This is a genomic window from Psychrobacter sp. NC44, from assembly GCF_904846655.1.
Lineage (GTDB): Bacteria > Pseudomonadota > Gammaproteobacteria > Pseudomonadales > Moraxellaceae > Psychrobacter.
In genome coordinates, this window is the sequence record NZ_CAJHBN010000001.1 from 94,978 (window position 1) to 120,908 (window position 25,931).

The 25,931-nt window shown below is 43.2% G+C and carries 19 protein-coding genes and 1 tRNA gene; 11 read left to right on the forward strand and 9 right to left on the reverse strand.

The genetic code is table 11. From position 1 onward, the window contains the following. Positions 1 to 60: 60 nt before the first annotated feature. Together queA and dinB are read right to left on the reverse strand one after the other, a co-directional pair. Positions 61 to 1,281 carry a tRNA preQ1(34) S-adenosylmethionine ribosyltransferase-isomerase QueA gene (gene queA / locus JMX95_RS00370; protein WP_198329716.1) on the reverse strand — a complete coding sequence of 407 codons (1,221 nt, stop codon included), beginning with the start codon at positions 1,279 to 1,281 and terminating at the stop codon, positions 61 to 63. 166 nt (positions 1,282 to 1,447) lie between these two features. Beyond that, the gene (gene dinB / locus JMX95_RS00375) at positions 1,448 to 2,533 is read right to left on the reverse strand and encodes a DNA polymerase IV (protein WP_193836969.1); all 1,086 of its coding nucleotides are present in this window, start codon (positions 2,531 to 2,533) and stop codon (positions 1,448 to 1,450) included. Between the two features lie 508 nt (positions 2,534 to 3,041). On the opposite strand from dinB, the gene JMX95_RS00380 reads away from it, so the two are divergent. After that, positions 3,042 to 3,287, forward strand: coding sequence for a hypothetical protein (locus JMX95_RS00380; RefSeq protein ID WP_193836968.1), 246 nt, complete (start codon positions 3,042 to 3,044; stop codon positions 3,285 to 3,287). A 65-nt stretch (positions 3,288 to 3,352) separates the two neighbouring features. Here the strand turns inward: JMX95_RS00380 and JMX95_RS00385 are convergent. Both JMX95_RS00385 and JMX95_RS00390 read right to left on the reverse strand, forming a co-directional pair. Beyond that, positions 3,353 to 3,438, reverse strand: a tRNA-Leu gene (locus JMX95_RS00385). A 143-nt stretch (positions 3,439 to 3,581) separates the two neighbouring features. Beyond that, complete coding sequence (locus JMX95_RS00390) at positions 3,582 to 4,355, reverse strand: ferredoxin--NADP reductase (RefSeq protein WP_055124273.1); 774 nt, start codon at positions 4,353 to 4,355, stop codon at positions 3,582 to 3,584. A 509-nt stretch (positions 4,356 to 4,864) separates the two neighbouring features. Here JMX95_RS00390 and tsaA point away from each other — a divergent pair. The 8 genes from tsaA (at position 4,865) to gspK (ending at position 12,919) form a co-directional block, all read left to right on the forward strand. Further along, entirely contained in the window at positions 4,865 to 5,755 is an 891-nt protein-coding gene (tsaA, locus tag JMX95_RS00395; protein ID WP_413786804.1) for a tRNA (N6-threonylcarbamoyladenosine(37)-N6)-methyltransferase TrmO, read from the forward strand. Between the two features lie 72 nt (positions 5,756 to 5,827). Further along, on the forward strand, positions 5,828 to 7,615 hold the full coding sequence (locus JMX95_RS00400; RefSeq protein WP_198329714.1) for a GspE/PulE family protein: 1,788 nt from the start codon (positions 5,828 to 5,830) through the stop codon (positions 7,613 to 7,615). Between the two features lie 148 nt (positions 7,616 to 7,763). Continuing rightward, a complete protein-coding gene (locus JMX95_RS00405; protein WP_198329713.1) occupies positions 7,764 to 8,552 on the forward strand; it encodes a TatD family hydrolase in 789 nt (262 codons plus the stop codon). Between the two features lie 233 nt (positions 8,553 to 8,785). Continuing rightward, complete coding sequence (locus tag JMX95_RS00410; RefSeq protein WP_045446854.1) at positions 8,786 to 9,469, forward strand: TetR/AcrR family transcriptional regulator; 684 nt, start codon at positions 8,786 to 8,788, stop codon at positions 9,467 to 9,469. Between the two features lie 175 nt (positions 9,470 to 9,644). After that, positions 9,645 to 10,472 (forward strand): prepilin-type N-terminal cleavage/methylation domain-containing protein, encoded by an 828-nt coding sequence (locus tag JMX95_RS00415; RefSeq protein WP_227675913.1) that lies wholly within the window; start codon positions 9,645 to 9,647, stop codon positions 10,470 to 10,472. 3 nt (positions 10,473 to 10,475) lie between these two features. Beyond that, positions 10,476 to 10,970: a type II secretion system minor pseudopilin GspI gene (gspI, locus tag JMX95_RS00420; protein WP_198329712.1), complete on the forward strand. Its 495-nt coding sequence runs from the start codon at positions 10,476 to 10,478 to the stop codon at positions 10,968 to 10,970. Then, on the forward strand, positions 10,967 to 11,821 hold the full coding sequence (gspJ, locus tag JMX95_RS00425; protein WP_198329711.1) for a type II secretion system minor pseudopilin GspJ: 855 nt from the start codon (positions 10,967 to 10,969) through the stop codon (positions 11,819 to 11,821). Before gspI ends, gspJ begins: the two co-directional genes overlap by 4 nt. 39 nt (positions 11,822 to 11,860) lie before the next feature. Then, positions 11,861 to 12,919, forward strand: coding sequence for a type II secretion system minor pseudopilin GspK (gene gspK / locus JMX95_RS00430; protein WP_198329710.1), 1,059 nt, complete (start codon positions 11,861 to 11,863; stop codon positions 12,917 to 12,919). A gap of 57 nt (positions 12,920 to 12,976) precedes the next feature. Here gspK and JMX95_RS00435 read toward each other — a convergent pair whose 3' ends face one another. From JMX95_RS00435 to ychF, 4 genes are all read right to left on the reverse strand, one after another. Next, entirely contained in the window at positions 12,977 to 13,657 is a 681-nt protein-coding gene (locus JMX95_RS00435; RefSeq protein ID WP_045446867.1) for a TetR family transcriptional regulator, read from the reverse strand. Positions 13,658 to 13,761: 104 nt separating this feature from the next. Then, positions 13,762 to 15,168, reverse strand: coding sequence for a deoxyguanosinetriphosphate triphosphohydrolase (locus JMX95_RS00440; protein ID WP_198329709.1), 1,407 nt, complete (start codon positions 15,166 to 15,168; stop codon positions 13,762 to 13,764). Positions 15,169 to 15,230: 62 nt separating this feature from the next. Further along, positions 15,231 to 15,740, reverse strand: a complete 510-nt coding sequence (locus JMX95_RS13730; protein WP_201559761.1) for a hypothetical protein — start codon at positions 15,738 to 15,740, stop codon at positions 15,231 to 15,233. Between the two features lie 185 nt (positions 15,741 to 15,925). Beyond that, positions 15,926 to 17,017 carry a redox-regulated ATPase YchF gene (ychF, locus tag JMX95_RS00450; RefSeq protein WP_201501482.1) on the reverse strand — a complete coding sequence of 364 codons (1,092 nt, stop codon included), beginning with the start codon at positions 17,015 to 17,017 and terminating at the stop codon, positions 15,926 to 15,928. A gap of 362 nt (positions 17,018 to 17,379) precedes the next feature. Between ychF and JMX95_RS00455 the strand changes: the two genes are divergently transcribed. Next, complete coding sequence (locus tag JMX95_RS00455; RefSeq protein WP_201559762.1) at positions 17,380 to 19,572, forward strand: ATP-dependent helicase; 2,193 nt, start codon at positions 17,380 to 17,382, stop codon at positions 19,570 to 19,572. Positions 19,573 to 19,621: 49 nt separating this feature from the next. Here the strand turns inward: JMX95_RS00455 and JMX95_RS00460 are convergent, their stop codons facing one another. Further along, positions 19,622 to 24,265, reverse strand: coding sequence for an AAA domain-containing protein (locus JMX95_RS00460; RefSeq protein WP_201559763.1), 4,644 nt, complete (start codon positions 24,263 to 24,265; stop codon positions 19,622 to 19,624). A 392-nt stretch (positions 24,266 to 24,657) separates the two neighbouring features. Between JMX95_RS00460 and JMX95_RS00465 the strand changes: the two genes are divergently transcribed. Next, positions 24,658 to 25,905 carry an NAD(P)/FAD-dependent oxidoreductase gene (locus tag JMX95_RS00465; RefSeq protein ID WP_109590201.1) on the forward strand — a complete coding sequence of 416 codons (1,248 nt, stop codon included), beginning with the start codon at positions 24,658 to 24,660 and terminating at the stop codon, positions 25,903 to 25,905. The last annotated feature ends 26 nt before the right edge of the window (positions 25,906 to 25,931 follow it).

The following is a 25,931-nucleotide window of genomic DNA, read 5'->3' on the forward strand; positions in this document are numbered from 1 at the left end:
TTAGTTTACCAGTTTATTTCACAACTGTTGTGGACAATACAAAAAATGTTTGAGTATTGTTTAATCTCGCTTTCTATCGAGCAGCATTGCATCACCATAACTAAAGAAGCGATAGTGTTCTTTAATCGCATGTTGATAAGCATGCTCAATGGCATCTTTATCCGAAAATGCCGACACCAGCATTAACAACGTTGATTTGGGTAAATGGAAATTGGTCAACAGTCGATCTATTACACCAAACTTAAACCCTGGGTAAATGAATATATCGGTATCACCAGACCAGCTGGAGAGAGGCTGCCCGTTAACGGCTGTTTTTTGATACGCCGTTTCGAGCACGCGTGTGACCGTGGTGCCAATAGCGATGACTTGTTTACCATTCGCATGGGTTTGATTGATGAGCTCAGCGGTTGCTTGTGGTAAATGTGCATACTCACTATGCATGGTGTGATTGAGCAGGTTGTCCGTTTTTACTGGCGCAAATGTACCAGCGCCAACGTGTAAAGTCACAAAAGCCGTACGAATACCTTTTGCCGCAAGTTTGCTCAGTACCGATTCATCAAAGTGTAAGCTTGCAGTCGGTGCAGCCACACTCGCAAGCTTGGTTGGATCATGAAAAACCGTTTGATAACGAGTATTGTCTGTCTCATCCGCATGGCGTTCAAAGTAGGGGGGAATAGGTAGTTCGCCATAAAGCTCTAAATGCGGCAAGATCGGCGCATCAAACGCTAAAATAAATAAGTTGTCTTGACGACCAATCATCACCGCCTTCATATGACCGTCAGCAAGCTGCAAGTGTTGTCCAAGTTTGAGCGCTTTACTGGCTTTAACATGGCAAAGTGCAATATGTTCTTGATTCACGGGTTTGTCATTTGCAGCTTCTACAGATTTTTCAGCCTCTACATATAAAGTCGCTGTCTCTAAATCTGAGATATCAACCAAACGTTCAATCAATACTTCAAGCTTACCGCCAGTATCCTTTTGTCCGAAGAGGCGTGCTTTCATCACTTTTGTATCATTAAATACAATCAAATCACCTTCATTTAATAACTCAGGTAACTCAGTGAATAAGCGATCTTCTACAAGCGTAGAGTCTTTTTGATTATTGGCGGGCAAATACAAAAGTTTTGAGGCAGAACGCTGTGAGAGAGGATAGCGTGCAATCAGGCTGTCTGGCAGCTCATAATCATAATCATCAACGCTCAAATAATTCAAATCATTGTTGTTTTTTTCGGCATCAATTGAGGCGGCAGTAGTAGAGTCTATAGTGTGAAAATCGTTCATAATTAATCTTTAAATGAATGTAAATTTTGGCGTAATTGTAGCAGAAACCATGTCATGAAAGGGCAGTTTAGTAAGGACTTATGCGCACAAAAGGGTTTGTATATTAAATAGCCTAAGCATTAATTGTTAGAATAAATAATTAATAAAAGCGATGAGCGTCAGTATGTTATTCAAACAAATTTAACTGCGGCAACAATTGGGCGGCAGGTGCTAATGAAGAGAAAGTAACACCGACTAAGCGGATAGGTAGCTCACGAGGAATGTCTAAAAACAGTTTGTCCAACCAATAATGGGCAGAATCAGCACTGTTAAAGGCAGTCGATAGCGTGTGTGAGCGGGTGATTTGAGTGAAGTCTGCGTATTTAACTTTTAGAGTAATGGTATAGGCGACCAGCTGTTTTTGTTGCAGTTGATGAAAGGCATCAGCATTTTGTTCGTAAATTTGTATACGTAATTCATGGTTATTACTTAGATTGTCTTTGAATGTGGTCTCAGAACCCACAGATTTATGCGCGCGCTCAGATTTGACAGCACGCTCATCACGCCCATGGGCAATATCGTGATAAAACTGCCCACGCTTGCCGAACTCTTGCACCAATACAGCCGCTTGCATTCGCTTGAGATCCGCGCCAGTACTTATACCCATTGCATGTAAGCGCTTGGCAGTGGCTTTACCAATACCATGAAAGCGCTCGATAGGTAGCGTACTGATAAAAACATCAGCGTCCGCCGGCGTGATAATGGCCGTACCATTGGGCTTATTGATATCAGAAGCAATTTTAGCCAGCATCTTGTTAAACGACACACCTGCTGAGGCCGTTAATCCAGTATGCGCTAGTATTTGTGCCCTTAGCCAGTTCGCCATCAAGGTCGCTGAGCCTTTATGGACTTGGAGCCCTGTAACATCGAGATACGCCTCATCTAAAGACAATGGTTCAACGTGTGGCGTTAAGCGGTACATAATCTGACGAATATCGCTACTAACTGCGCGATAAACCTCAAAACGTGGCCTTACAAAAATGACTTCTGGGCAACGTTTACGCGCCTCATAACAAGACATGGCAGAGCGTACACCAAATTTACGTACCTCATAGCTGGCTGCCGCGACCACACCGCGACCACTTGGATCGCCACCAACCACCAATGGCTTACCGCGCAGTTCAGGAAAGTCACGCTGCTCCACACTGGCATAAAAAGCATCCATGTCTATATGAATGATTTTACGAGGGCTAGCATTTATAGAAGTTGTCATACTCACTATTTTACCTGATTCAAGCGCTTTGATTGAGTATCAAAATTTGGATTTATCGATAGACAGCTTTGCTAGGTTAGCAGGATGCTAGCAATGATATATGAATAATTTTATATGTCATAAATCTTATATATCATAGAGTTAGTTAATGATAAACAGTGATGTTAATTCAAAAAAATCGTATTTAGCAAACATATTTTTGCTCTTGAATGATCTAGGTCTACTGTAAATCAAACTCATTTGTACTCTTGCACCATCTGTCGTATCCACCTCACCGTTTGTCATAAATCTCATATTTAGATGTTACAGTTTTGATTCTGGTGTTTTACAATATAGTATCCGCGCTAATGGATGACTGTAAAACAATAAGTAATGCCTTGTGCGCCTCTATGACCATTTAAAAAAGACATTGCTTATCGCTCATGCCAAGATCGAAAATGGAGTTTTGGTAAAATTAACTCTTTAAGAGCTTGATGTTAGAGAGTTTAGAATGACTAAGGAGCTGATGATGAATAATGAACTAAAAGGGAGCAATTTAACAAGGGCGATGCTAGCACGCGGCGATAAAAAAGTATGGTGTGCGGTTTGTGATGATAGTGATGAGCAAGCAATGATGGATCATTGTGGTAATGATTTTACGGCTTATATCGTGTCATTTCGTGACGGACATTTTTATTGCAATGCTGGCATGCCGTGGGAGTTTGCCGTGCCCATTAAGATAATTGCGGTGCTGCAATCTGAAATAGAGAAGTAAGTATAGCAATAATATTACCGGCACAAAAAAACCTCCTAATGAGGAGGCTGATTTGTTATTAATATTGGTACCAGTGGTCGGACTCGAACCGACACGCTTATTAGGCAACGGATTTTGAATCCGTCATGTCTACCAATTCCATCACACTGGCATGTTAGAAGATAAGGTCTATTAGATAGAGATTATCGAATTGGGCTACAGGGTTAACTCTGTATAGGCTGCATATTATAGCAGCCTATTTTTATCCGTCAAGAATTATTTGATATAATTTTCAATTAAATCAAAAAAAATGGTTTAGCCTACAAAAGCACGTTCAACGGCGTAATCTGCTTGGACACCCATACGTGGTGAAACGGTCAAACCAAAATCGTCCAAAATCGCTGAAACTTCAGCATTAAATGGCATGCTACCGCAGATCATGACACGGTCGTCTTCTTTATTCATCGGTGGTAAGCCAATGTCTTCAAAGAGTTTTCCTGAGGTCATTAAGTCAGTCACGCGACCTTGATTTTTGAAATCCTCACGAGTCACTGTTGGGTAGTAGATGAATTTTTCACGGTACCATTCACCAAAGATCTCGTCGTTAGGTAATTCGTTTTCAAACATATCACGATACGCCAAATCATCGATATGGCGCACACCATGTACCAAGATGATTTTTTCAAAGCGTTCATAGACTTCAGGATCACGTGCCAACGATAAAAATGGCGCCAGTCCAGTGCCTGTAGAGAGCATATAAAGGTTTTTGCCAGGCAGTAAATCATCTAGTACCAAAGTGCCCGTTGGTTTTTTGCTGACCAACAGCTCGTCACCGACTTTGATATGCTGCAAGCGCGAGGTTAATGGGCCATCTTGAACCTTGATAGAAAAGAATTCCAAGTGATCTTCGTAGTTCGGGCTAGCAATCGAATAAGCGCGCAATAGCGGTCTGCCATCGACAACGATTCCGATCATCGCAAATTCGCCATTACGAAAGCGCAGGCCATCGTCGCGAGTTGTCTTGATGCTAAATAAAGCGTCATTCCAGTGATGAACCTCTGTGACCGTTTCGGTGCGAAGTTTTGACATAAAGTCCTCGTTAATAAGTTGCTATCGGTTTTATTAAGTTTAAATGAGTGTTAAATTAAAATTTTCAATGAAAAAAGGTATAGAAGAGTAGTAAATTTTCAATCACTATTGGAACAGCTAATCGTTTAAAACCTCTGTCACGCAAAGTAAGTAGCATAGCCGATGTTTTAACCAACGTCATGGGGCGATATTCTAACACCTTATTAAGCATTTAAAATCAGGAGAGGGACTGATAAAGTCTAAGGATAGATATGATTTAATCTGTCTCCTGTAAAACCACGGCAATGGCTGTTGCTGTAGATGGCTTATAAGGGTTGAAAAATAAAGGCTCTCATCGAATTTATGGCTCATAATACCAAAATTTAAAATAAAAATCCGTCTGGCAGCGACGATGCGGCATGATAAAATGGAATATCGTTAGTGAGTAATTTTGTATCACTGGATAATATGCGCTAAACGCTCTCATAAAAGCAGATGCTTACTATTGAACGGTTTTTTGGAGAAACATGATGTCCGATGATAATATCTCTTTGGCGGGTTACCACCATGCGCCAATGATTGGCTACCATCGTGCCCCGTTGTCACAGAAATTTGGTGCGCCACGCCAGCCGAATTTGGTTGCGCTCACCAGTATCATTGAGATGATAGCGCCTTATGACTCGCCAGCAGCATTTGCCGGTTTAGACGCGTTCAGCCATATCTGGATCAGTTGGCAGTTTCATCATAACTATACCAATAAAGACACTCACATTGGCAAAAGCGGCACTGGCTTTCGTGCGCAAGTCCGCCCACCAAGGCTCGGTGGCAATCAAAAAATAGGGGTGTTTGCCAGTCGCAGTATGTATCGACCTTCAGCGCTTGGGTTATCTGTCGTCAAGCTTGAAAGTATCGAGGTTGTAGAAGGGCGCGTGTTACTTATTATTAGCGGTGCAGATATGATAGATGGTACGCCGATTATCGATATTAAGCCCTATGTCGCTTATAGCGATGCGCTCAGCAATGCAAAAAGCGGGTTTGCGCCAACTGCGCCAGATTTATTAGAGATAATTATCACGGAGTCTGCTTACGAGCAATTTATGACGTTGGTTGATGCTGGACGATGCGATAAAAATGACAATGACAATGACAATGGGACTGAGACTGAGAATAAAAATAATAAGAAAGCTATTCATGCAAAAAATAATAGTGTAGCGACGCTTATTCAACAAATGCAAGAGCAATTGCTTATTTCCGATATCGAGACTATTAAAGCGTTAATTGCACAAGACCCGCGTCCAGCTTATCGTCGCGCGGAGATAAATACGCCGTTTGTCATGCGTTATAAGTCTGTCGATGTGAGCTTCCAGTTGATAGAATCAGGGCAATTGCAGATAATGGCTGTTGTCAAAGTGAGCTTATAATGTCCAGTGACGCCATTACTGCCGCATGAATTATCCATAAATCACTCCTCAATAATAAAAGAAGAAAAAAATATGTCTGCTCAGAAATACTCAATCGTGATTGATTTACGTTGGTGCTTAGATGAACTATTGGCAGATAAGGTGATTGATCAGCGTGGTTACAATTTAGTGATGACGAGCCGCCGTGATAAAGCGCAGCATCCACTCCTGACCATCAGTGAATTTGGTCTGCCAAACGGTCATGCACTGGATAAAAATGTTGAGCATAAATTGACTTTGGTATGGTTGAATCAATGGTTGGCTGCCAAAGCAGGCATGGCACTTGTCCGTATTGATCCATTAAAAGTCGATGTCCCAGCCGTGACCCAACTGATGTCCTTTGAATATGCCCGCTCACAGCATATTTTGCCCATTGAAGTGACGAATGATGAAGTCGTCATCGGTACAGACCAGCCGTTTTGTACTGAGTGGCAGACAAGTATCGAAAAATTAATCAAGTCTAAAAGCTATCGTACGGTTTATATCAATCCTGAGCAAATCAATCGCTACCGTCAAGAGTTTTACCAAGTCACCCAAGCGATTGCAGGAGCAAATAGTGTACATAAGCGGGCGGCGGCTGATGTCACCAATGTTGAGGCATTACTGCAACTGGGCGACAATACCAACCCCGATGCCAACGATCAACATATTGTCAGAGTTGTCGATTGGTTGTTGCAATATGCTTTTGAGCAGCGAGCCAGTGATATCCATTTAGAGCCTCGCCGTGAGACGGGTAAAGTCCGTTTTCGTATTGATGGCGTGTTGCATACCGTCTATGAGATGCCTTTGGCAATCATTGTCGCGGTGACGGCGCGGATTAAAATATTAGGACGACTGAATGTGGCAGAAAAACGCAAACCACAAGATGGCAGGTTGAAAACCCGTACGCCAAAGGGTCTGGAAACTGAGCTGCGCCTATCGACGATGCCGACTGCCTTTGGCGAAAAGCTGGTGATGCGGGTATTTGATCCTGAAGTGCTGGTGCGCTCGTTTGCTCAGCTTGGTTTGTCAGGTAAGCAGCTCGATACTTGGCATGAGCTGACCGCGCATCCAAATGGCATTATCTTGGTTACGGGTCCGACTGGTTCAGGTAAGACTACGACGTTGTACAGTACGCTTAAGCAGCTCGCCACCGAGCAAGTTAACGTCTGTACGATTGAAGATCCCATCGAGATGATTGAGCCTGCTTTCAACCAAATGCAGGTCAATCCAGGGGTTGATTTGCACTTTGCCGATGGTATTCGCTCTTTGATGCGCCAAGACCCAGATATCATTATGGTTGGTGAGATTCGCGATGCCGAAACCGCCAATATGGCAGTACAAGCATCACTCACTGGACATTTGGTACTCTCGACGTTGCATACCAATGATGCACCAAGCTCACTTACTCGCTTGCATGATTTGGGCATTCAGCCGTTTTTAACCTCAGCGACGATATTAGGCGTCATGGCGCAGCGTTTGCTACGCACGTTATGTCCGCATTGCAAAAAAGCCCTAGACGTAGTCCCAGACAGTGAAATTGCTGTTCAGTGGCAGGAACTGGTTCAGCCTTGGCGTGCGCCCGCTCCAGCGCAAATTTATACGGCGCAAGGCTGTGAGCATTGTCGCCATACGGGCTATCAAGGTCGCGTTGGTCTGTACGAGATCATGCCGTTGTCAAATGAGCTAAAAAAACTGGTCGCCGCCGATGCCAATTTAGATGTGCTTAAGCAGCAAGCGTACCGCGAAGGTGTGCAGCCATTGCGCTTATCGGGTGCAAAGCGTATTAGTGAAGGGCTGACGACCATAGAAGAAGTAATGCGAGTGGTGCCGCTTCATTAAAAGCTGCCTTTGTACTAAAAATAAGTTTGCTAATCATGACTTGAAAAGCGCACTTATCAGAGCAATTAATGCTCTTACGACTACTAATTTTATGTTGTAAGTTATTGTTCTAACAAATTTTATTTATTTTTTAATAACGAGATTATTTATGTTTACTGATAGCCATTGCCATCTTAATCGCTTAGATTTAACCAAGTATGATGGTCAATTATCTGGCGCGATTGACGCGATGAAAACTGCTAATGTCACTCGGGCAATGGCAATTATGTGTGATTTTGCTGAATATGATGAGATTGCTCATATTGTCAGCACCTACGGTGATGAGGCGCTAAATCTTGGCATGAGCGTCGGTATTCATCCTTGTGAAGATATTAGTGTCTTGCAATCAGCGACAGTTGAGCGTTTGATCGAAACGGCTGATGCTGACCATGTATGGGCGATTGGGGAGACAGGATTAGATTATTACTGGTCAACGGAAAACAAAAAAGAGCAGCAAGCCAGTCTTGCTCGCCATATTCATGCCAGTCAAAGCCTGAAGAAACCACTCGTCATTCATATGCGTGATGCCAAAGAAGATACGATTGATATCCTAAAATCAGAAGGCGCTGAACACGGTATTATTCATTGTTTTACCGAAGATTGGGAGACGGCCAAGCGTGCACTTGACTTAGGGTTTTATATCTCATTTTCGGGCATTGTTAGTTTTAAAAATGCTCAAATGATTCAAGATGCAGCAAAAAACATGCCTAGAGACAGACTGCTTATCGAAACTGACAGTCCTTATCTAGCACCGGTGCCCAAGCGTGGTAGACCGAATGAGCCTGCCTACGTACCGTATGTCGCCAGTTGTCTGGCAGAGATGTATGGCTGTAGTAGCGATGATGTTGGGGTATTAACTGCAAAAAACTTTGAGAATTTACTGGCACAGTATCACTAAAATGGTTATGCTATGACCACTCAGTCATTTATGATACAGTCCTGTTGCTTTACGTTATTTGTACTTATGATGTGGAGCGTAAGCCTATGATTATCAATGACTATTTAGCAAACATAAGCATATTTCCTTTGGTGGTTTTCGAGCAGACTTTGTATGACGTTATACGCTTGTCGCCGATGCATTCATCCACACGATGGTCATATGCTTAATCTTGTCAGGTTTTAGGAGAGATTATGAGTCGTCAGCATCAGTTCAAGGCACGAGAAGAGAATATCTTAGCGATGGCAGAGCAATTGCTACTTGAGTCGGGCGATGGTGATATTACTTTAGACAGTTTGGCAGACCAGCTGGATCTGGCTAAAGGTACACTGTATAAGCATTTCTCCAGTAAAGATGAACTCTATTTGCGTATTATTATCCGCTATGAAGAACAACTGTTCGAGATTAATCGTATTGATGATTGTCCATCAGCAGGCGTTGCTCGTATGATCTTTCAGCAGTTGTTTAACCCACAAAAAGCCATGTTGCTCAATCAAATCGAAGAGCGTTTGGCGGCATCAGTGACGGGTCTCAATCGCTTGTTTGGTGAGCTATATGATATTCGCCGTCAGCGTATGAAACGCTTGATTGACATTATCAGCGCGTATTTACAAGAGCAGCACAGTAGTTTGAGCACGCGCGACTATTTGTCCTCGATTTGGGCGATGGGTCAGGGCGGTGCTGGACTATTAAATTCAAGCTTTTACCAGCGGTATTTGGGTCGCCGTGATACCCTACGTTATGCCTTCGTTCAGCAAATGCTTGAGTTGCCGAGCCATTATCCTGCGGCTGACGATGAGGTGATGGATGAAGATATGCAGGAGTTGGTCGAGCAAATCGATACTGAGTCAGAAGAGCACCGTAATACCAGTTATTAATATCTTTATTCAACTTATGGTCTTTTAACGCAAGTTTTTTAAATTCGTGTTGCTATATTCATTATCGCAGCACGGTGCATCCATGCTAAAAATAGATATATGCTTACCAGCTTTAGCGCCCAATTATAGTTTTATTCTTCATGCCACAACCTACTCATAGGTTTATAGGTGCAATATGCCGGTCACTGCCAAGATTCCGTCCAGCTCAGCGGTCACTTGCTATTCACACTTAAGTCATCAATATTTGCAGTATAAAAACACGGATAGATATCTCTTACCTCTGGTTTATCAGCATAAATCCTTTCCAGTACACAACGCTTACGTTTCCCCTTATAAATCCTCAAGCCTTGCTCAGGCACAACAGGGTTTCACCCTTGTCGAAATTGTAGTGGTGGTCGTTATTCTATCTATCTTTGCCGGCATGATGAGCTTGTCGGTGGGCAGTAGTGAATCGCGTAAAAACCGTGCGTTTTATGAGCATTTAACGGATTCACTGAGCTATGTACGGTTGTTGTCTGCTGAGCGTATGCAGCCGATGGGTTTAAGTTTACAAGCAGATAAACAAGGTCAAGTAGCTCCTGTGATTGTGACTTTATCAAATCCTTATATTGCCTATCAGACCAATGATACCCCGTCAAATAGCATGGACAGCACGCCTAAAAATTCGATGGAATTGTCTGCTGACCTGACAAGTAGGTCGGGGGCGATGGGAAAGCAACAGCCAGTGCCTAGCTGGGAGATTGAGCCAGAAGTCAGTTTGCCAGAGTTACCTGCTGGGGTTAGTTTAAGGGTGCAAAGCTTGGAGGCTGGCAATCTATCAATGCCTGAACAGGGGCAAACATTGCAGCCTTGGTTTGCCGATCAAGCAGTCCCACAGATATTATGGTTTGGTACAGGGCAAGCAACGCCTGTCACCATTGAGGTGCTGCATAATTCGCGTCTGGTGGGCGAGGTCATTACCATTATGCCTGATGGTAGTATGACGATCGGACAAGGACTGTAGCTGATGATAGATAAGGATGGCATTATATCTGCTGATATAAACAAAAAGCCAATGCTATCAAAGCATGAAAGCGGCTTTACTCTGATTGAGGTAATGGTGGCGTTAGCGATTTTAGCAGTTGTTGCTGTGGCTGCTAGCCGTGCCAGTAGTGCTTATCTCAGCTCAGTGGATGTCTTACGCACACGTACATTGGCACATTTTGTCGCACAGAATGCGGCCGCTGATTTGCGTATCCAAGAGACATGGCTGACGGCCAATCGCACACAAACAATCCATGCTCAAGGGCGTGATTGGCAAGTAGTGATGACGGTTAGTGATGCCATTACGCCCGCTTTAAAAGAGGTGAATATCGCTGTCGCACCCATTATAGATGGACAGACGCGTACCGCCGTGACTGATATCAACGTAATATTGAGCAATGTGGAGCAAGACGTTGGCAGTTTGGACTTAAGCAGTTTGGGTGCTGATATTGCAGGGCAGTCTGGAGGCAATCCGTGAAGTCGCAGCGTGGATTTACGCTACTTGAATTGATGGTTGCCATGGCAATATTTGCGATGCTGGCGGTGGCTGGCTGGCAAGTGTTTGATAGCGTCAACCGCGCTCGCGAACGTGCACAATTTCATGCTGATAACTTAGCTGTTTTGCAATATGCCTATTTGCAGCTACAGCAAGACATGGGTCAAATTATCCCTTATCAAATACCAAATACTCAAAATATCAGTGTGACAAATAACAGTACAAACGCCAGTGATAGCACAAACAATAGCGCCCAAGCCAATGAAACAGTGCCTGAGCCTTTTGTGAGCTTGGATGGTGAGCATGTCAGCTTTGTTCGTTTTGCCGACCCTGATCCACGTTATCAAAGTAGCATGAGTGTCCAACATATCGAATACATTTTTGCCGATGAGCGTTTAATTCGCCGTCAATATACCAGCATCGATGGTGGGCGCGATAGCATCAGCCTAGACAGTGTATTACTCGAAGGCGTCACCGCAGGGCGTTGGCAAGCATATTTACCTGAACTGAGCACCAAATTTCCCAATAAAGACAGCAGTAATAACGGCAATAGCAGTACAAATCAAACCTCTGGGCAGACGACCAATGCTGTAAGCGCCAAGCCAGCAGTGGTTTTATTGCCCAAAGGCATTGCTGTCAATTTTACTTATCAGGATATGCCCATCACTTGGCAGTGGGCGCTTGCTCCTCAACCAATGCCAATTAACAATACCAACAAAAGCAATAACAATGCTGCTAATAATGGCAATGGTAGCAATAACGATAGTAGTGATAAGACTAATAATGACGACCCGAATAGCAATGTAAATAACAATGCAGGAAGTAATATTTAAAATGTACCACTGGGTCAATAATAAAGGCGGCTTAAGTCAATGATAGCGCACTCTCAGCGCGGAGTAGCGCTGCTCACTATCTTACTATTGGTGGTCAGTATTACCGTGGTAGCGGGAGCGATGCTTGCCAGTCAAAAGATTGCTATTAGGCGCAGCGGCTTATTGTTTGATCAAAATCAGCTGTCACAAGATATCAATGCTGGTCAGCAATTAGCCATCACGATGATTCGTGCTGACGATAAGCTGAATGACACAGATAGCGAGCAAGACATTTGGGCGCAGCCATTGCCGCCTTATTCTTTAGCCAATCATAGCATCAGTATCGAATTGCGCGATGAAGCCAGTCGTTTTAATATTAATAACTTATATCAGAATGGCGCGGTTGATAGTGCCGCCTTAGCCATATTTCAAAGACTGTTGACACAATTAAATCTGGAACCTGATATTGCTATTGCTGTTCTTGATTATCAAGATACGGATAGCGACGTTTATCAAGATGGTGGTGATGAGAGTGTGGTTTATTCTCAGCAATCAAGTGGCTCAGCGAGTAAGACTTTGCCCAATCAAGCATTGGTCAGTGTCGATCAATTGCAAGAGATTCGAGGGGTAAATGCTGAAGTATTAGCGGCACTACGTCCTTATATTACGGCGGTTCCATATTATGTGCCTATTAATGTCAATACGGCCAGTCCAGTTTTGCTGGCTGCACTGATAGATGGCGCAACCAGCCAACAGATGCAGGGATTGGTCGATATGCGGGCAAAGCAGGCGTTAGCCTCTATCGATGATGTGTGGAAATTGCCGATGTTGAGCAGCTTAAATGATGATCAGCGAAAGGCATTAAAACCACTGCTCGCAGTCGATAGCCAAGCCTTTATGGCGCTTATTACCGCAACGGATAGTGCAAGTCTTGGTCAACAAAGACAACGGTTTGCAACCGTATTGATTAGTAAAATTGCGACTGATACTGGCGCGGCAGTAGGGAGTAATGCGAATAACAGCACGCCTAACAATAATAATGAGAATGGCAATAATAAAAAAGCCAAAGAAATTAAAGTGGTGACACAGCGTTTATGGGCATTTAGACCCAGTTTCTAACGTTGAGTCACCTAAAAAGAGTCTCAATCAGTGCCGAGGTAGTATATCTGACGCCACCTAATCTCCTAAGTGCGTCTCTTCCGTAGATTTCCAGTTATAAGCACCATAAAACAACATCTGTGCTTGGCGAGTGCAATTATGGAGCATCAGCTGTTTATTTTCTTCAATCTCGTTCAGATCGATTTCATCATCATGGTCTTCAGTATAAGTCAGCTCCAACCAATCGATAATCCAAGAAAAGAACATATTTACCCCAGCTTCAGCCAGTAGGCGACGGTCATAGGCATTGATATGAGTAAAAGCAGGCTGTAGCGCTAAATCATCAGCCAAGCTTTGAGCATGTTTTTTGACAAGTTCATTAATAGCTTTGCGTACAGCTTCTGAGCCACCGTAGCGCTCACTGACTAAAAATTGCCAGTAATAAGGCTGATCACTAACCATATACAAGAACAGCTGAATGCTCTTAGCAATTTGGCGATCAAAGCTACGTTTACGCCCAATTTGCAAGCTATCGCTTAGGATCGCCAGCGTACCGCCTAGCTCTTCTACCACCAATGCTCGACCAAGCGATTCCATGTCATCGAAATGCCGATAAAATGCGGTCGGCACCACGCCAACCTCACGCGTTACTTGCCGGAGGCTGATAGAGCTAAAAGACTGCCCTGTCATACATAAATCAAGCACGGCATTAAAAAAGGCGTGCCGAGTTTGAAGTTTCTTTTGTTCGCGACTGCTCATAATATTTCAAAATTGTCCAATAAGGGTTTATCATACTCATTTCAGCGTAAAAATACGACTGAAATACGCAACTTGTGTTAATTTACTAGACCTGCACGGGTCTTTTAAACCATTGTACCCCAATGGCCTTGTAACTCTTGTGCCAATCGATACGCCTCATGATCATTCATCCCAGTGATAAAGTCCAATATATTTAAGATATTATGATAGACATTATCTGATAATACCCGCCGATGCTCATCCAGATGTGGCTGTAACAACATTAGTAGGCGCTGCTGCTCAAAGGAGGTGGGGGTAGCTTTTGCGTTTGCCCAAGCCAGTGGTATAAAGGCGTCTAATAATCGGTGCAAGCATTGATTGGCCATCAATTCCATACGTACTTTACTTGGGTGATTGAATATTTTTTCGCGTGCCAATTGCTTGGCCTGCAAGATGCCATTTTGCACATTTGCATCACAATGGGTAAATAAACTGCCTTGTAGTGTACCAGCCAGCAATGCATCACTGTTGGCGACAAAAGCATCGGTCACGGTATTGACCAAGCGCATCATCGCACGGGCTCGCAATGACGCTAAGCTCTGCCTGACAGACATGTGTACGGGCAGATTGATACTGTTAGGGCGCTTACCAATCAGCTCATAAAATATGGCGGCAACCTCACTATAGGTCAGCATATTGAGATTGATACCATCTTCTAAATCGATCAAGGCATAGCAAATATCATCTGCCGCTTCTAGTAAATAAGCCAGCGGATGACGTGCAAAACCATCGTGCTGTGTTGAGCGCGGTAAATGCAAACAGGCTGCCAACTCTTCTAATTGTGCTGACTCGCTATAAAAACAGCCAAATTTTTGTACATTTTGATGGTATTTATCATTGTCATCGTTGCTGTGAGAGGCAAGCCACGGATACTTCATAAAAGCGCCTAAGGTCGCACAAGTGAGACGCATACCACCTTTATCGGGATGGTGCTCATTACGCGCCAACAGTCGAAACCCTTGTGCATTACCTTCGTAGGCCAGCAAGTCCAAGCGCTCGTTGCTACTTAACTTTTGTAATATCGCTTGAGGGTCAGGCTGCCTAAACCAATCTCGAATGGCATACTCTCCCGCATGACCAAAAGGCGGGTTGCCAATATCGTGAGCGAGGCACGCTGCTTGTACAATGACACCGACATCGGCTGGCGATACGCCTGCTGGTAGACCGCTGGCCAATTTATCATGGAGCTTTTCTGCTGCCATCATTGCTAGAGAGCGTCCAATAGAGGAGACCTCAAGCGAATGAGTCAGACGTGTATGGATACCGAGCTGATTGGTTAATGGATGGACTTGGGTTTTTTGATTCAACTGCCGAAAGGAGTGAGAAAATACCAGTCTGTCGTAGTCTTTGTGAAACTGAGAGCGAGTACTCGTATTGGTGTTAAACTTTTTGGCAGCACCAAGACGCTGCGAGTTGAGGAGATGAGACCATTGTGTGGTAGGAGACGGCAAAGAGGTTGGAGTAGTTAGCATATTGAAACATCCGAAACCAAGGAAGCCTCTAGCATAGCAAAATAGCGCCCTTGGTACAGCTACTAAGATTTCTGGCAGTTAAAAAGCACTTCTTCCTCTTCGATAGCTACATTGCTGCCCAATGTTTTATTTCGCAACGTTGCCTTGTCACTATTTACTTGCCATATAATGCCATGGGTGTTATCTAATCCGATATCACTAGTATAGATGGTTTTTTCAGTACTGGCGTCGCTATCAGAGGTAGCGGTCAAATCGTATTCGATACCATCGATCAGTAGGTGCACTGTCTGTGGTGTAGTATCATCATGGTAGGACACGCCGATAGTAGCCGTAGGCTCACAAGAGAATGGTGTGCTGTTGCTGGCATGTTCTGCATGATCGTGTCCTGCATGCGCGCTTTCCTCGTGGCTATGACTTTCATGACTATGTCCTTCATGACCTTGTTCCATAGCATCGTGCCCTTCGTGCTCTTCATGAGCATGTTCAGCGTGATCGTCTACGGGTGTTATTTCTTCAGATACTACCGTATCACTTTCTGCATTAGGCTGACAGCCCAATAGAGAGCCTGTCATGATACTTCCTACAAGCGCAACACTGGCAAATCTAGAAAAAGAGAAATAGTCAGTCACAGTATAAGTCCTCAAATAGTAAAATAAAGATATGTTATAATATAACAATGTTAAGATAAAATAAAGCCGATGATGGAGAATTTCCAACATCGGCTTATTAACTATCAGTCAGGATGCACCGCTTAACGTTACACGTTAAATCTAAAGTGCATGATATCGCCATCTTGTACGATATAGGTTTTGCCTTCTAAGCGTGATTTGCCAGCGGCAGCTGCGCCTTTTTCACCGTTGTATTCGATAAAGTCGTCATACGCAATGACCTCAGCACGAATGAAGCCGCGCTCAAAATCGGTATGAATCACGCCAGCAGCTTGCGGAGCCGTTGCGCCCACTGCAACCGTCCAAGCACGCACTTCTTTAACACCAGCAGTAAAGTAAGTCTGCATATCTAGCAAGTCATAACCACCGCGAATCACTTGATCAAGACCAGCTTCTTCCATATCCATCTCAGCTAGGAAGTCTTTTTTGTCGTCTTCATCAAGCTGAGCGATTTCAGATTCGATTTGGTTGCATAGAGCGATAACGATAGAATCTTCGCCAGTCGCATAGTTGCGTACCGCATCAAGGTAAGGGTTGTTTTCAAAGCCATCTTCACTGACGTTGGCGATATACATGGTTGGTTTTAGGGTGATTAAACCATAACTTCTGATAAGTTTTTTCTCATCAGCATCTAGGTTCGCTGCGCGTGCCGCTTTACCTTCGGCTAATAAAGGCTCAACTTTTTTGAAGATATCAAGTAATGCTTGCGCGTCTTTGTCGCCACCTTTAGCCTTCTTGGTTTGGTTGTGAATGGCACGCTCAACGGCCTCTAAATCTGCCAATGCCAATTCGGTATTGATGGTTTCGATATCATCAATCGGGCTGACGCGACCATCAACGTGGACGACGTTGTCATCATCAAAACAGCGTACGACGTGCGCAATCGCATCAGTCTCACGGATATTGGCTAGGAACTGGTTGCCCATGCCTTCGCCTTTTGACGCGCCAGCGACTAGACCTGCGATATCCACAAACTCCATCGTCGTTGGCAATACGCGCTCAGGCTTAACGATATCAGCCAGTTTCTTTAGGCGTGGGTCAGGTACTGGTACGATACCTGTGTTGGGATCTTTGGTACAAAATGGAAAGTTTTCAGCGGCGATTCCCGCTTTGGTCAACGCATTAAACAAGGTGGATTTACCCACGTTTGGTAGGCCGACGATGCCGCAATTAAAACCCATAACATTCTCTCAATATAGTAATAAAATCAGTTGGTATAAAGATTGGTTAAATGATAAATCAAAATTGGGCATATTGTAGCAAATTTACCGGAATAGGGGTGAGGTTGTTGTATTGTATACTGAGATTTTGCGTTTGGTCATGACTGGTAATTTTGCTGTTTTATCGATTATGGTAAGCTGTGCTATAAAACGATATTTTGGCTTGTCGGCGTATAAAAGGTAAGCATCTGTGACTCGGTACACTGTACGAGCAATCCTCATTATGAGCACCAAGCGCTCTCAGTCAAATCTGCAAACCACTATGTATAAATACGCCATATCGATATAGGCCGCTAAAATAAAATGAAAGGCAAAATCCTATAATGACCAACACGATTTTTGACACGCGCCACTACAATTATCCCCAGAATTTCATGGAAATCAAGCCCAAGCTGGCACGACTTGAGCAGGCGATTAAAAAGCTAGAGGCAAATTTAATCGATGCTAATAATGCTGCAAATATTGAGCTGTTAAATGAAAGGCTGAATGGTGAATTAGGATTCAAAGTAGACTACGCCCGTGAACTAAATCCTGACCAATTATTAGCAGCCACAACTATCGAAGGCAAAGTGCTAGTGATTGCAGGTGCGGGCTCCGGCAAGACTAAAACGCTTACGTACCGGACCAGTTATTTGTTAGAGAGCGGGGTCACGCCCAAAAGCATCTTGCTACTGACCTTTACGCGTAAAGCCGCCAATGAAATAAAAAGCCGCGCCAAAACCTTACTTGCAAACACCTTATTTGATAAACAGTCTAATGAAGATTGGGCCAAGGATAAACTGCCAACCGATAAGCGGCTCAACGATATCACCAGTGGTACTTTTCACTCATTCTGCAATATGCTGCTGCGTCAATATTCAGGTTTATTGGGCATTAATCCGCGATTTACGATTTTAGACACGGGCGATAGCGAAGATGCCATCGACTTAATTCATAAAGAAAAGAAGTATCCTGCTCAAACCAAAAGCCAAGCCTTTCCGCGTAAGAAGACACTGCAAAATATCATTTCTAGCTCTCGGAATAGACGCATTCATATCCGCGATTTAATCGAAAGCAGTTATCCTGATATCGCTGTGCACATTCCGATTATCGAGCAATTGGCAGTCGATTTTCATGAGTATAAGCGTGCCAATCATCTCTACGACTTTGACGATATTATCAGTCAGGTCGTGCGTCATTTGAAGACGAATGATACCTTTCGCCAAATATTACAAAACCAATATCGCTACATTATGGTTGATGAGTATCAAGACACCAATATTCCGCAAAAGCAGCTGATAGATTTGATTAGTAAACCTGAGTCGGTATCGCTGATGGTCGTTGGTGATGACAACCAGAGTATTTATGCTTTTCGCGGTGCCAATTACGAAAATATTCTGTTATTCGGTGAGACCTATCCCGATGCCAAGCTGATTAAGCTCGAGCAAAACTATCGCAGTACGCCTGCTGTTTTGGATTATATCAATGCTCTGTCAGCGCAAATCACACTAGGCTATCAAAAAAAATTGTACTCTGGCGTATCGATAAGTGGACATAAGCCAGTGTTTAGTCGCCTAAGCAATGAGACAAAAGAAGCAAAATATATCGCCGATAAAATCATTGAGCTAAAATCGAATCATGACTACGATGATTTTGCGGTACTGTGTCGCACATCCTTTCAATCTAACTATGTCCAATTAGAGTTTATGGAGCGTCATATTCCATTCATTGTGGTGGGCGGTATCAAATTTATTGAAAGGCGACATATCAAAGACGTTTTGGCCTTTGTTAAAGTCCTCTACAACCCGAATGATACGATTGCTTGGCACCGTATTTTGACCTTGTTTCAAGGCGTGGGGACAGTCACCGCGACGCGTTTGACCCAAGCGATTAATGCCGATAACAACTCCTTTGAGCCACTACTCACGCCAAAGTTTGCTAAAAAAAGCGCACAGCTTGAGCCTTTATATAATACGCTGACTAAGGCAAATCAGGCTGAATCCGTCGAGAGGGTCATTGAGCATATTTTAGAGTTCTATATTCCTGTCTTAAAAACAATTGAGGAAAATTGGCGAGAGCGCAACGAGGACTTTCGTGTGCTCAAAAATTTGGCAATAGAACACAGTAGCCTTGATAACTTCTTAGAAAATTTGGCACTCGATCCGCCTAATGATTCGGTCGCAGCCATGGATAAACCAGAGGATAATGACACAGATAAAGTGACTATTTCGACCATTCACAGTGCCAAAGGGCTGGAGTGGCCAGTGGTGTTTGTTAACTCATTGGTCGATGGTATCACGCCGCACTATCGCTCTTTGGATGATTTTGAGGAGCTAGAAGAAGAACGAAAATTATTCTACGTTGCTTGTAGTCGCGCCAAGAGCAGACTGTATCTAACGGCACCTGATTACTTTGCCAGTTATTCAGGGTATTTTGACAAGCCATCGCGGTTTATCGCTGAGCTGTCTGCTGATGAAGTGACTGTAGATATAGCTAAACATCCTAGTCTGGAAAATGATGATCCAGTGTGGTGGTGATATTGTGAGTATATTACCACCGCACTGGTATTGACTGACTCTTATATATTTAAGCATCAGTCTCCGTTTCAATATCGATCTGTGGTGCATCAACAGTCGTGACGATTCTAGATTCAACATACGAGCTGCTATATGCCGTGTCGGTAGTGATTGGATAAATCTCTAAACGTTCCAACTCTGCTAATAAATCTTGGATGACTTCTTTTTTACGAGTGACAAAAGTAGAGGCAAAGCAGCGCCAGAATTTCCAGCCAGCACGCTCCAAAATACGCTGACGTTGCATATCGCTGTCCCATTTGTCAGGCCCATGATATCTATCGCCATCACATTCAATGGCTAGGCTGTTGTCGTTTTCACCTTCGACAACCATATCGATTCGGTATGCACCTGCTTTAACCTGTGGAACCACTCGATAGCCTCTCTCCACCAGAAGATCAAAGACTTCCGTTTCAAAGGGTGACTCACATTTATCACGCAAGTCAGCTACTTGCTCTTCATTTTGCATAAATGGCGCTTGAAAATGTTTGATGAGTTCAGCGCGATAATGGTCAGCTTGGCTAAGCTCATCTAGCTCAATACTACGTACTAAATACATTCTATCGCGCGCTCTTGAGGCCGCGACATTCATACGCTGAGCGAAAGTATCTCTCGTTTGTGCATGGGCAGCTCCAGGTGCCACTACCAATGACAAAAACATGATATCGCGCTCTTTACCTTGAAAGGTTCTGGCATCACCGCAAGCGATATCAAAAGCAGTCATTACCGCCTCATCTAGTTCTTTGTTGAGTATCTCCATAATATTATGTGCTTGCTTATTGCCTAGCAATGAGACAACACCGATGGTTTTACCTTTATAAGCTGGATCAGAAACGAGGGTTTTGATTTCATCGATAATAAATCTGACTTCTGATGGGTTAATATCAGAGCCTTTAATCCGATAGCCATCGGTGACATAAATATCAATCAATGGAGGGTCTAAGCGCTCTGAGGGTTTTGCTTTACGCAAAGGTATCAGCTCATGGTTGTAAAACTCACGTTTTGAGAACTCAATAATAGGTGCCACACTACGAAAATGTTCTTTTAGCATCACACTGCTATCTGCAAAAACGACTTTGAATAAATCATAGATTGAACGATCAGGCGACATCTGTGAGCGATAGACAGGGACTTGATTGCTCAAATACTGTGCCATCAGATTGCGAATTTTTTCGATATCGAGACCGACGCCTTCTGGTGACACTTGCTTATCGTCACCAACGATTAACACTTTTTTGGCTCTCATGATGGCTGGCAATGCCGTTAAATCAGATTGAGAGGCTTCATCGATGATAACCAAGTCAAAACTGCCGAACTCTGCTGGCAAGGATTCAGAAATGCGATAATGCGGCATAATCCAACACGGAATAGCAGCACTTGCTCCTGCAGAGGCTTCGCGCGCTTCACGGCGATAATAGTGCGCACCTTTGCCCGTTCCTTTACCAATACGCATAATGGCAGAGCGGTATTTTTCTAAAGACGCTCTCACGTTTGGCGTTGCATTTTCTGCGACTTTTAACCAAGCTCTTTTGGTGATGGCTTCTTGATAGAGTCTTGCCAGATTTACTTCTAAATTGCCACGAGTTTTGGCCAGTTGAACCAACTCCTTGCGACCATCGATGCTGTCTATAAAGCTGGTCAATCTAGCAATTCGCCAAATCTGCTGCCAGTTATCTGATGCCAAGGTGTCTTGAGAATTATTATGAGGTTCATAACGCAATTTCTTCGCCCAAAGTGGGGCGCCGTTATCTTCAATGAGTTGGGTAACGTCAGCGATTGTCTGTAAGTCTGTTGCAAGATTATTCACGCGTTGCAGCTCATTTAACAGTTCTTGATAGTCTGTTTGTAATTCATCGTCAGATAAACTCGGATCACCAATATTTTGAGTGACAAAGGCCATCATTTTTTCACTAATTGACCCTTTGCAGTCGGCAAGATTAGTAAGTAAGGTTTCTTTTAACGTGAGACTTTCAGCCAGATTATGTCTCTTTAAATGTTGTTTAAGAACACTCTCAATTTCAATCAAAGTATCTTTGTCATAAGGTGCTGCAGAAATAACACTCCAATCTACGAATATAGTGCTTAACGCCTGCTTGATACTGTGCTGCAAGTTGTGACTAGCAACGATTTCATCGTATAGATGAACGGCTGAATGTAACGCAGACAGATTATTGGGCGATACCTCAAATATCGGTAAGGACAGCTCATTTGATAAAGCGTTCCAGCGAAGGATAAGCGCTTGAGATTTTTTTCTAAATGCTATAAAGCTGGATATATACTGCCAGTCTGCCGTACTTGATGGTGCTGACGAGACTATCGTAATAGACTCAAGGTTTTTCTTTTCAGCAGATTTGCCAAAAATCCCAGCGAGACCAAATGACTTTTTGCCTTCAGATAAATTCTTCACCGCGTCAACGAGCTCTGGATTTTTATCAAAATCATCAGCCATTGTAATAGGTTTGGTTAAATAAATAGTTCTCTCATCAAAAAGCACTTTGATCTCATCGTTCAGTATAGTGAGATGGCCGATAATGTCTTGCTTAGTCTCATTAGCTAAATGCTGTTGAATATCCGTCGTCCAGCGCTGCCCAGCCGCGACAATTTTTTGTAGTAGGTCAGTTAGACGAGATGTATTAGCAGTGATTTCCTGAGCAATATTTATTGTACTAGCACTGTCATTGATTAAGCTTGCCAATTCTCCTTGCTGCTCAGCTGCTTGTGACTCATTGAGATAGCTTAAATCCTTATGAAGTTGCTTGATAGCGTTGGTAGGAGGCATGTCTGCAACGGCAGGAATTTTTTTATTAAGATAACTCAAATCACTGCCGAGGCTTACTCTTGCGTCTTTTAGGGCTGTGATATCAGCATGAGTAAATCGAGGTTTAAAGGTCTCTTCGATACCCAACTTATCGGGAAAGCTTTCGGTAAGCTGTCTGTTTTGAGCAACCTCAGTCGCGGCATCTATGGGCTTGATAGTTTCATTATCGATAGTGATATCATCAAGGTTCAACCGTGCCCAAGCCGTAATTTTATGATCAGTGCTGGCCAACTGTGCATGGATGGTATCAATTTGATTGTCAAACATGAGGATGTCTTTTTTGTAGGCCTCGCGATTGATACTAGATACTTCGCTCGATATTTTTTTGATGGTATGTTCAAACTGCTTTAGACCCTCGTTTTCACTGGTCAGTAGGCTAACGGCGAGCGGGCGAATAGATTCAGGCAGTTGTCCTTGTAGTACCTTTAGCGCGGGGTCTTTCATCGATGTGACCAGTACCCGCTTGCCAAGTGCTAAGTAATGACAAATGACATTAGCAATAGTATGGGTCTTACCTGTGCCGGGCGGGCCTTGAACGACGACTCCATCGTGGACATCTAACTGCTGTATGATTTGTACTTGTTCATCGTTGAACGCTTTGGGGAAATATAGCTCGGCTGGCGTGCCGATATAGCTATCACTGCCACTCACCATAGACAAACCACGATAAGCAGGCAGTATATTTTCTTTGTTTTCTGTAGCAGGCTCTGTCAGCATTGCCTTAAGGGCGCTCGGTAAATCAATGTCAGTGACCGATTCTAGCTGAATGGATAAGTTGTTTAAGTCTTGCAAAAAGATATTGTTACTTCTAGGACGCGCCATAATGACCCATGTGTCAGTAACAATCAGGTTGTTTTGCGCTTTAGGGATTTTTCGATCATCTGCACTAGTATGATCTGGTTGATAAACGCCAGAGGAGTCAAGCAAAGTAACCGCTGATTTTAAGATAGGCTCATAGCTACTCGGTAAAAAAGGACTTAAGGACACATCTTCTGAATCATAAAAATCTTTGCTGTTCTTTAATAACTTCGCTAAACCCTGATTTTCTTCTATAGAAAAAGGCTCCGTTTCAAGCGTGGGAGCAGATAGGGTAGGCTTGATGAGTAATGCCATTGTCTTTTGATCTAAGGTGATTTCAACAGATTGCGTCAATAGTGGATACTTTATCTGCTTGCTACTCTGCTCATCGTCCGTGCTTTTTCGTGTGGCAATACCCACACCCCACACCAACTCTAACTGTGCATCAGCGAGATTGCCCTGAAGCTGTTGGTTAAGCATGAATAGACTAGAATACAAAGCAATGCTTTGGCGAACGAGCTTTTCTTCTGCTAGCCAAGGTTTCCAAATATCTTTGAGGTAATTGTTATATTCCTCTTGTAAAGCTTCTCTTTCAGAGAAATCTTTTAAATAAACTTCTGTCTTTAATGTCTCGTCTGAATCTAACGATTCATTTTTATGATTATTTTCAACTTCAAACGGAGTGAATACCTCTGTAGCGCCCGAGGACAAAAGACCATCATCTATGAATGATTGCACAGATGCTTTTTCTTTTAGTGACGGTGGTTCGCTAAATTTGGCTGGAAACTTTAACCAATGTGCTAACAGTGCGCTGTTGGGTTTAGGTGCTGAGTTTTCACGCAATCGCTCTAAACGGAGCCAAACGTCCTCTGAGGTATCGTCGGTGATGTTAAGATTGATACCCGGCAAGCCTAATAATTGCTCCTCGGTACAAGTGAAATCACTGTGTTTAGCAAAATCTTGAGTAGGCGCTTTTTTCATCAAAGCACACTGCTTGATGAACTCAATTTGAGAGGCCAGTCTTTGTGCGTAAATACTCATTTGTTAAACCTTCCAAATCATCAAAATATTAGCCCTGACCTTGCTGGCACATCATAAATACTGTTTATCAGACTTTATAATTAAAATGCTTAGGCGGCTGATCATTTATAAATTAAAAAAAATACCAAACTATAGCACAGAAATTGATAGCACTAAGTCGCATCTAGTATTTTTAAAAATGATGGCTAATCATTACTATTTTATCACCCAAACTCTCATTATTCCTATCAAAAATACCTTTTCAAAAACCCCATAACCAAAAGTATTTAATAGCAAAAATATTTATGAGATTGGGGTTTAATATTCAGCTCAATGCGTTACTATTACCACCTTATTCCGTTAGACCCTCATATTAGATACTCTGTATTAACACCATAAGAAAAGGATAGGTTATGCGCTATGAAGTGATCGTTATCGGTGCAGGTATGGTTGGCACGTCAGTCGCGTGGCATTTACAAAAAAATAATTCAAAAGTACTGATGTTAGACAAGAAGTTGCCAGGGTCAGAGACCTCGTATGGCAATGCAGGATTGATTCAGCGCGAAGCCATTCATACCCATCCTTTTCCTCGTCAACTGACTGAAATGATCAGAGTATTGCCGAACCAAGGCACTGATATTCGCTATCGTATTCCAGCAATTTTGCGTTACCATCAAGCGCTGCTACAGTACTGGAAATACTCTACGCCCGCTTCGGTCAAAAAAATAGAATCAGAATGGCAGACACTGATCGCGCATTGTACCAGTGAGCATCAGACAATGATTTCAGCATCTGGTGCTGACGAACTAATCACTCGTGACGGCTGGTTGCAATTGCATCGCTCGGAAGAAACGTTTAAAGAAGCACAAGCATCAGCCATTGATGCGCGCAATCAAGGCGTTGAGCATAATGTACTAAACCTTGAAGCGCTAAAAGCCATGGAGCCTAGCGCTAATTTTGAAGGTTTCGTTGGTGCGATTCATTGGAAAAATTCTTGGCAAGTGTCAAACCCAAGTTCGCTAGTAAAAGCCTATGCGAAAAATTTCCAAGAGATGGGCGGTACAATTAAAGAGAGCGATGTAAAAGAAATCGTACAAGACGGTGAAGGTTGGAAAATCATTACTGATAATGACACTTATTATAGTGATAAGTTGGTTATCGCAGCAGGTCCATGGTCTAATGATTTGATCAAGCCACTTGGCTATAATCTGCCATTGTTCCCAATGCGTGGCTATCATCAGCATTTCAAAGTGACAGAAAAAAACACCATCAATCACAGTATGTTCGATATGGACAAAGGCTTTGTGATGGGGCCAATGCAGCAGGGTATCCGTATCACGACCGGTGCTGAGATGACTACCATGGATGCACCAAAGAACTTTGGTCAATTAAAAACGGTTCTGAAGCTGGCAAGAAAAATCTTACCGTTAGAAGACGCGGTAGAGTCTGAAGCATGGGCAGGATCACGTCCTTGTATGCCTGATATGAAGCCAGTTATTGGTCCTGCAGACAAGCATGAAAAACTATGGTTTGCCTTTGGTCACAGTCATCAAGGCTTTACTTTAGGGCCTATGACAGGGCGTCTGGTTGAAGAGATGATTCATGACAAGCCATTATTAGTAGATGTTGCGCCATTCAGTGCTCAGCGTTTTTCTAATTAACAGCGCATTTGACAGATTTAGCACAG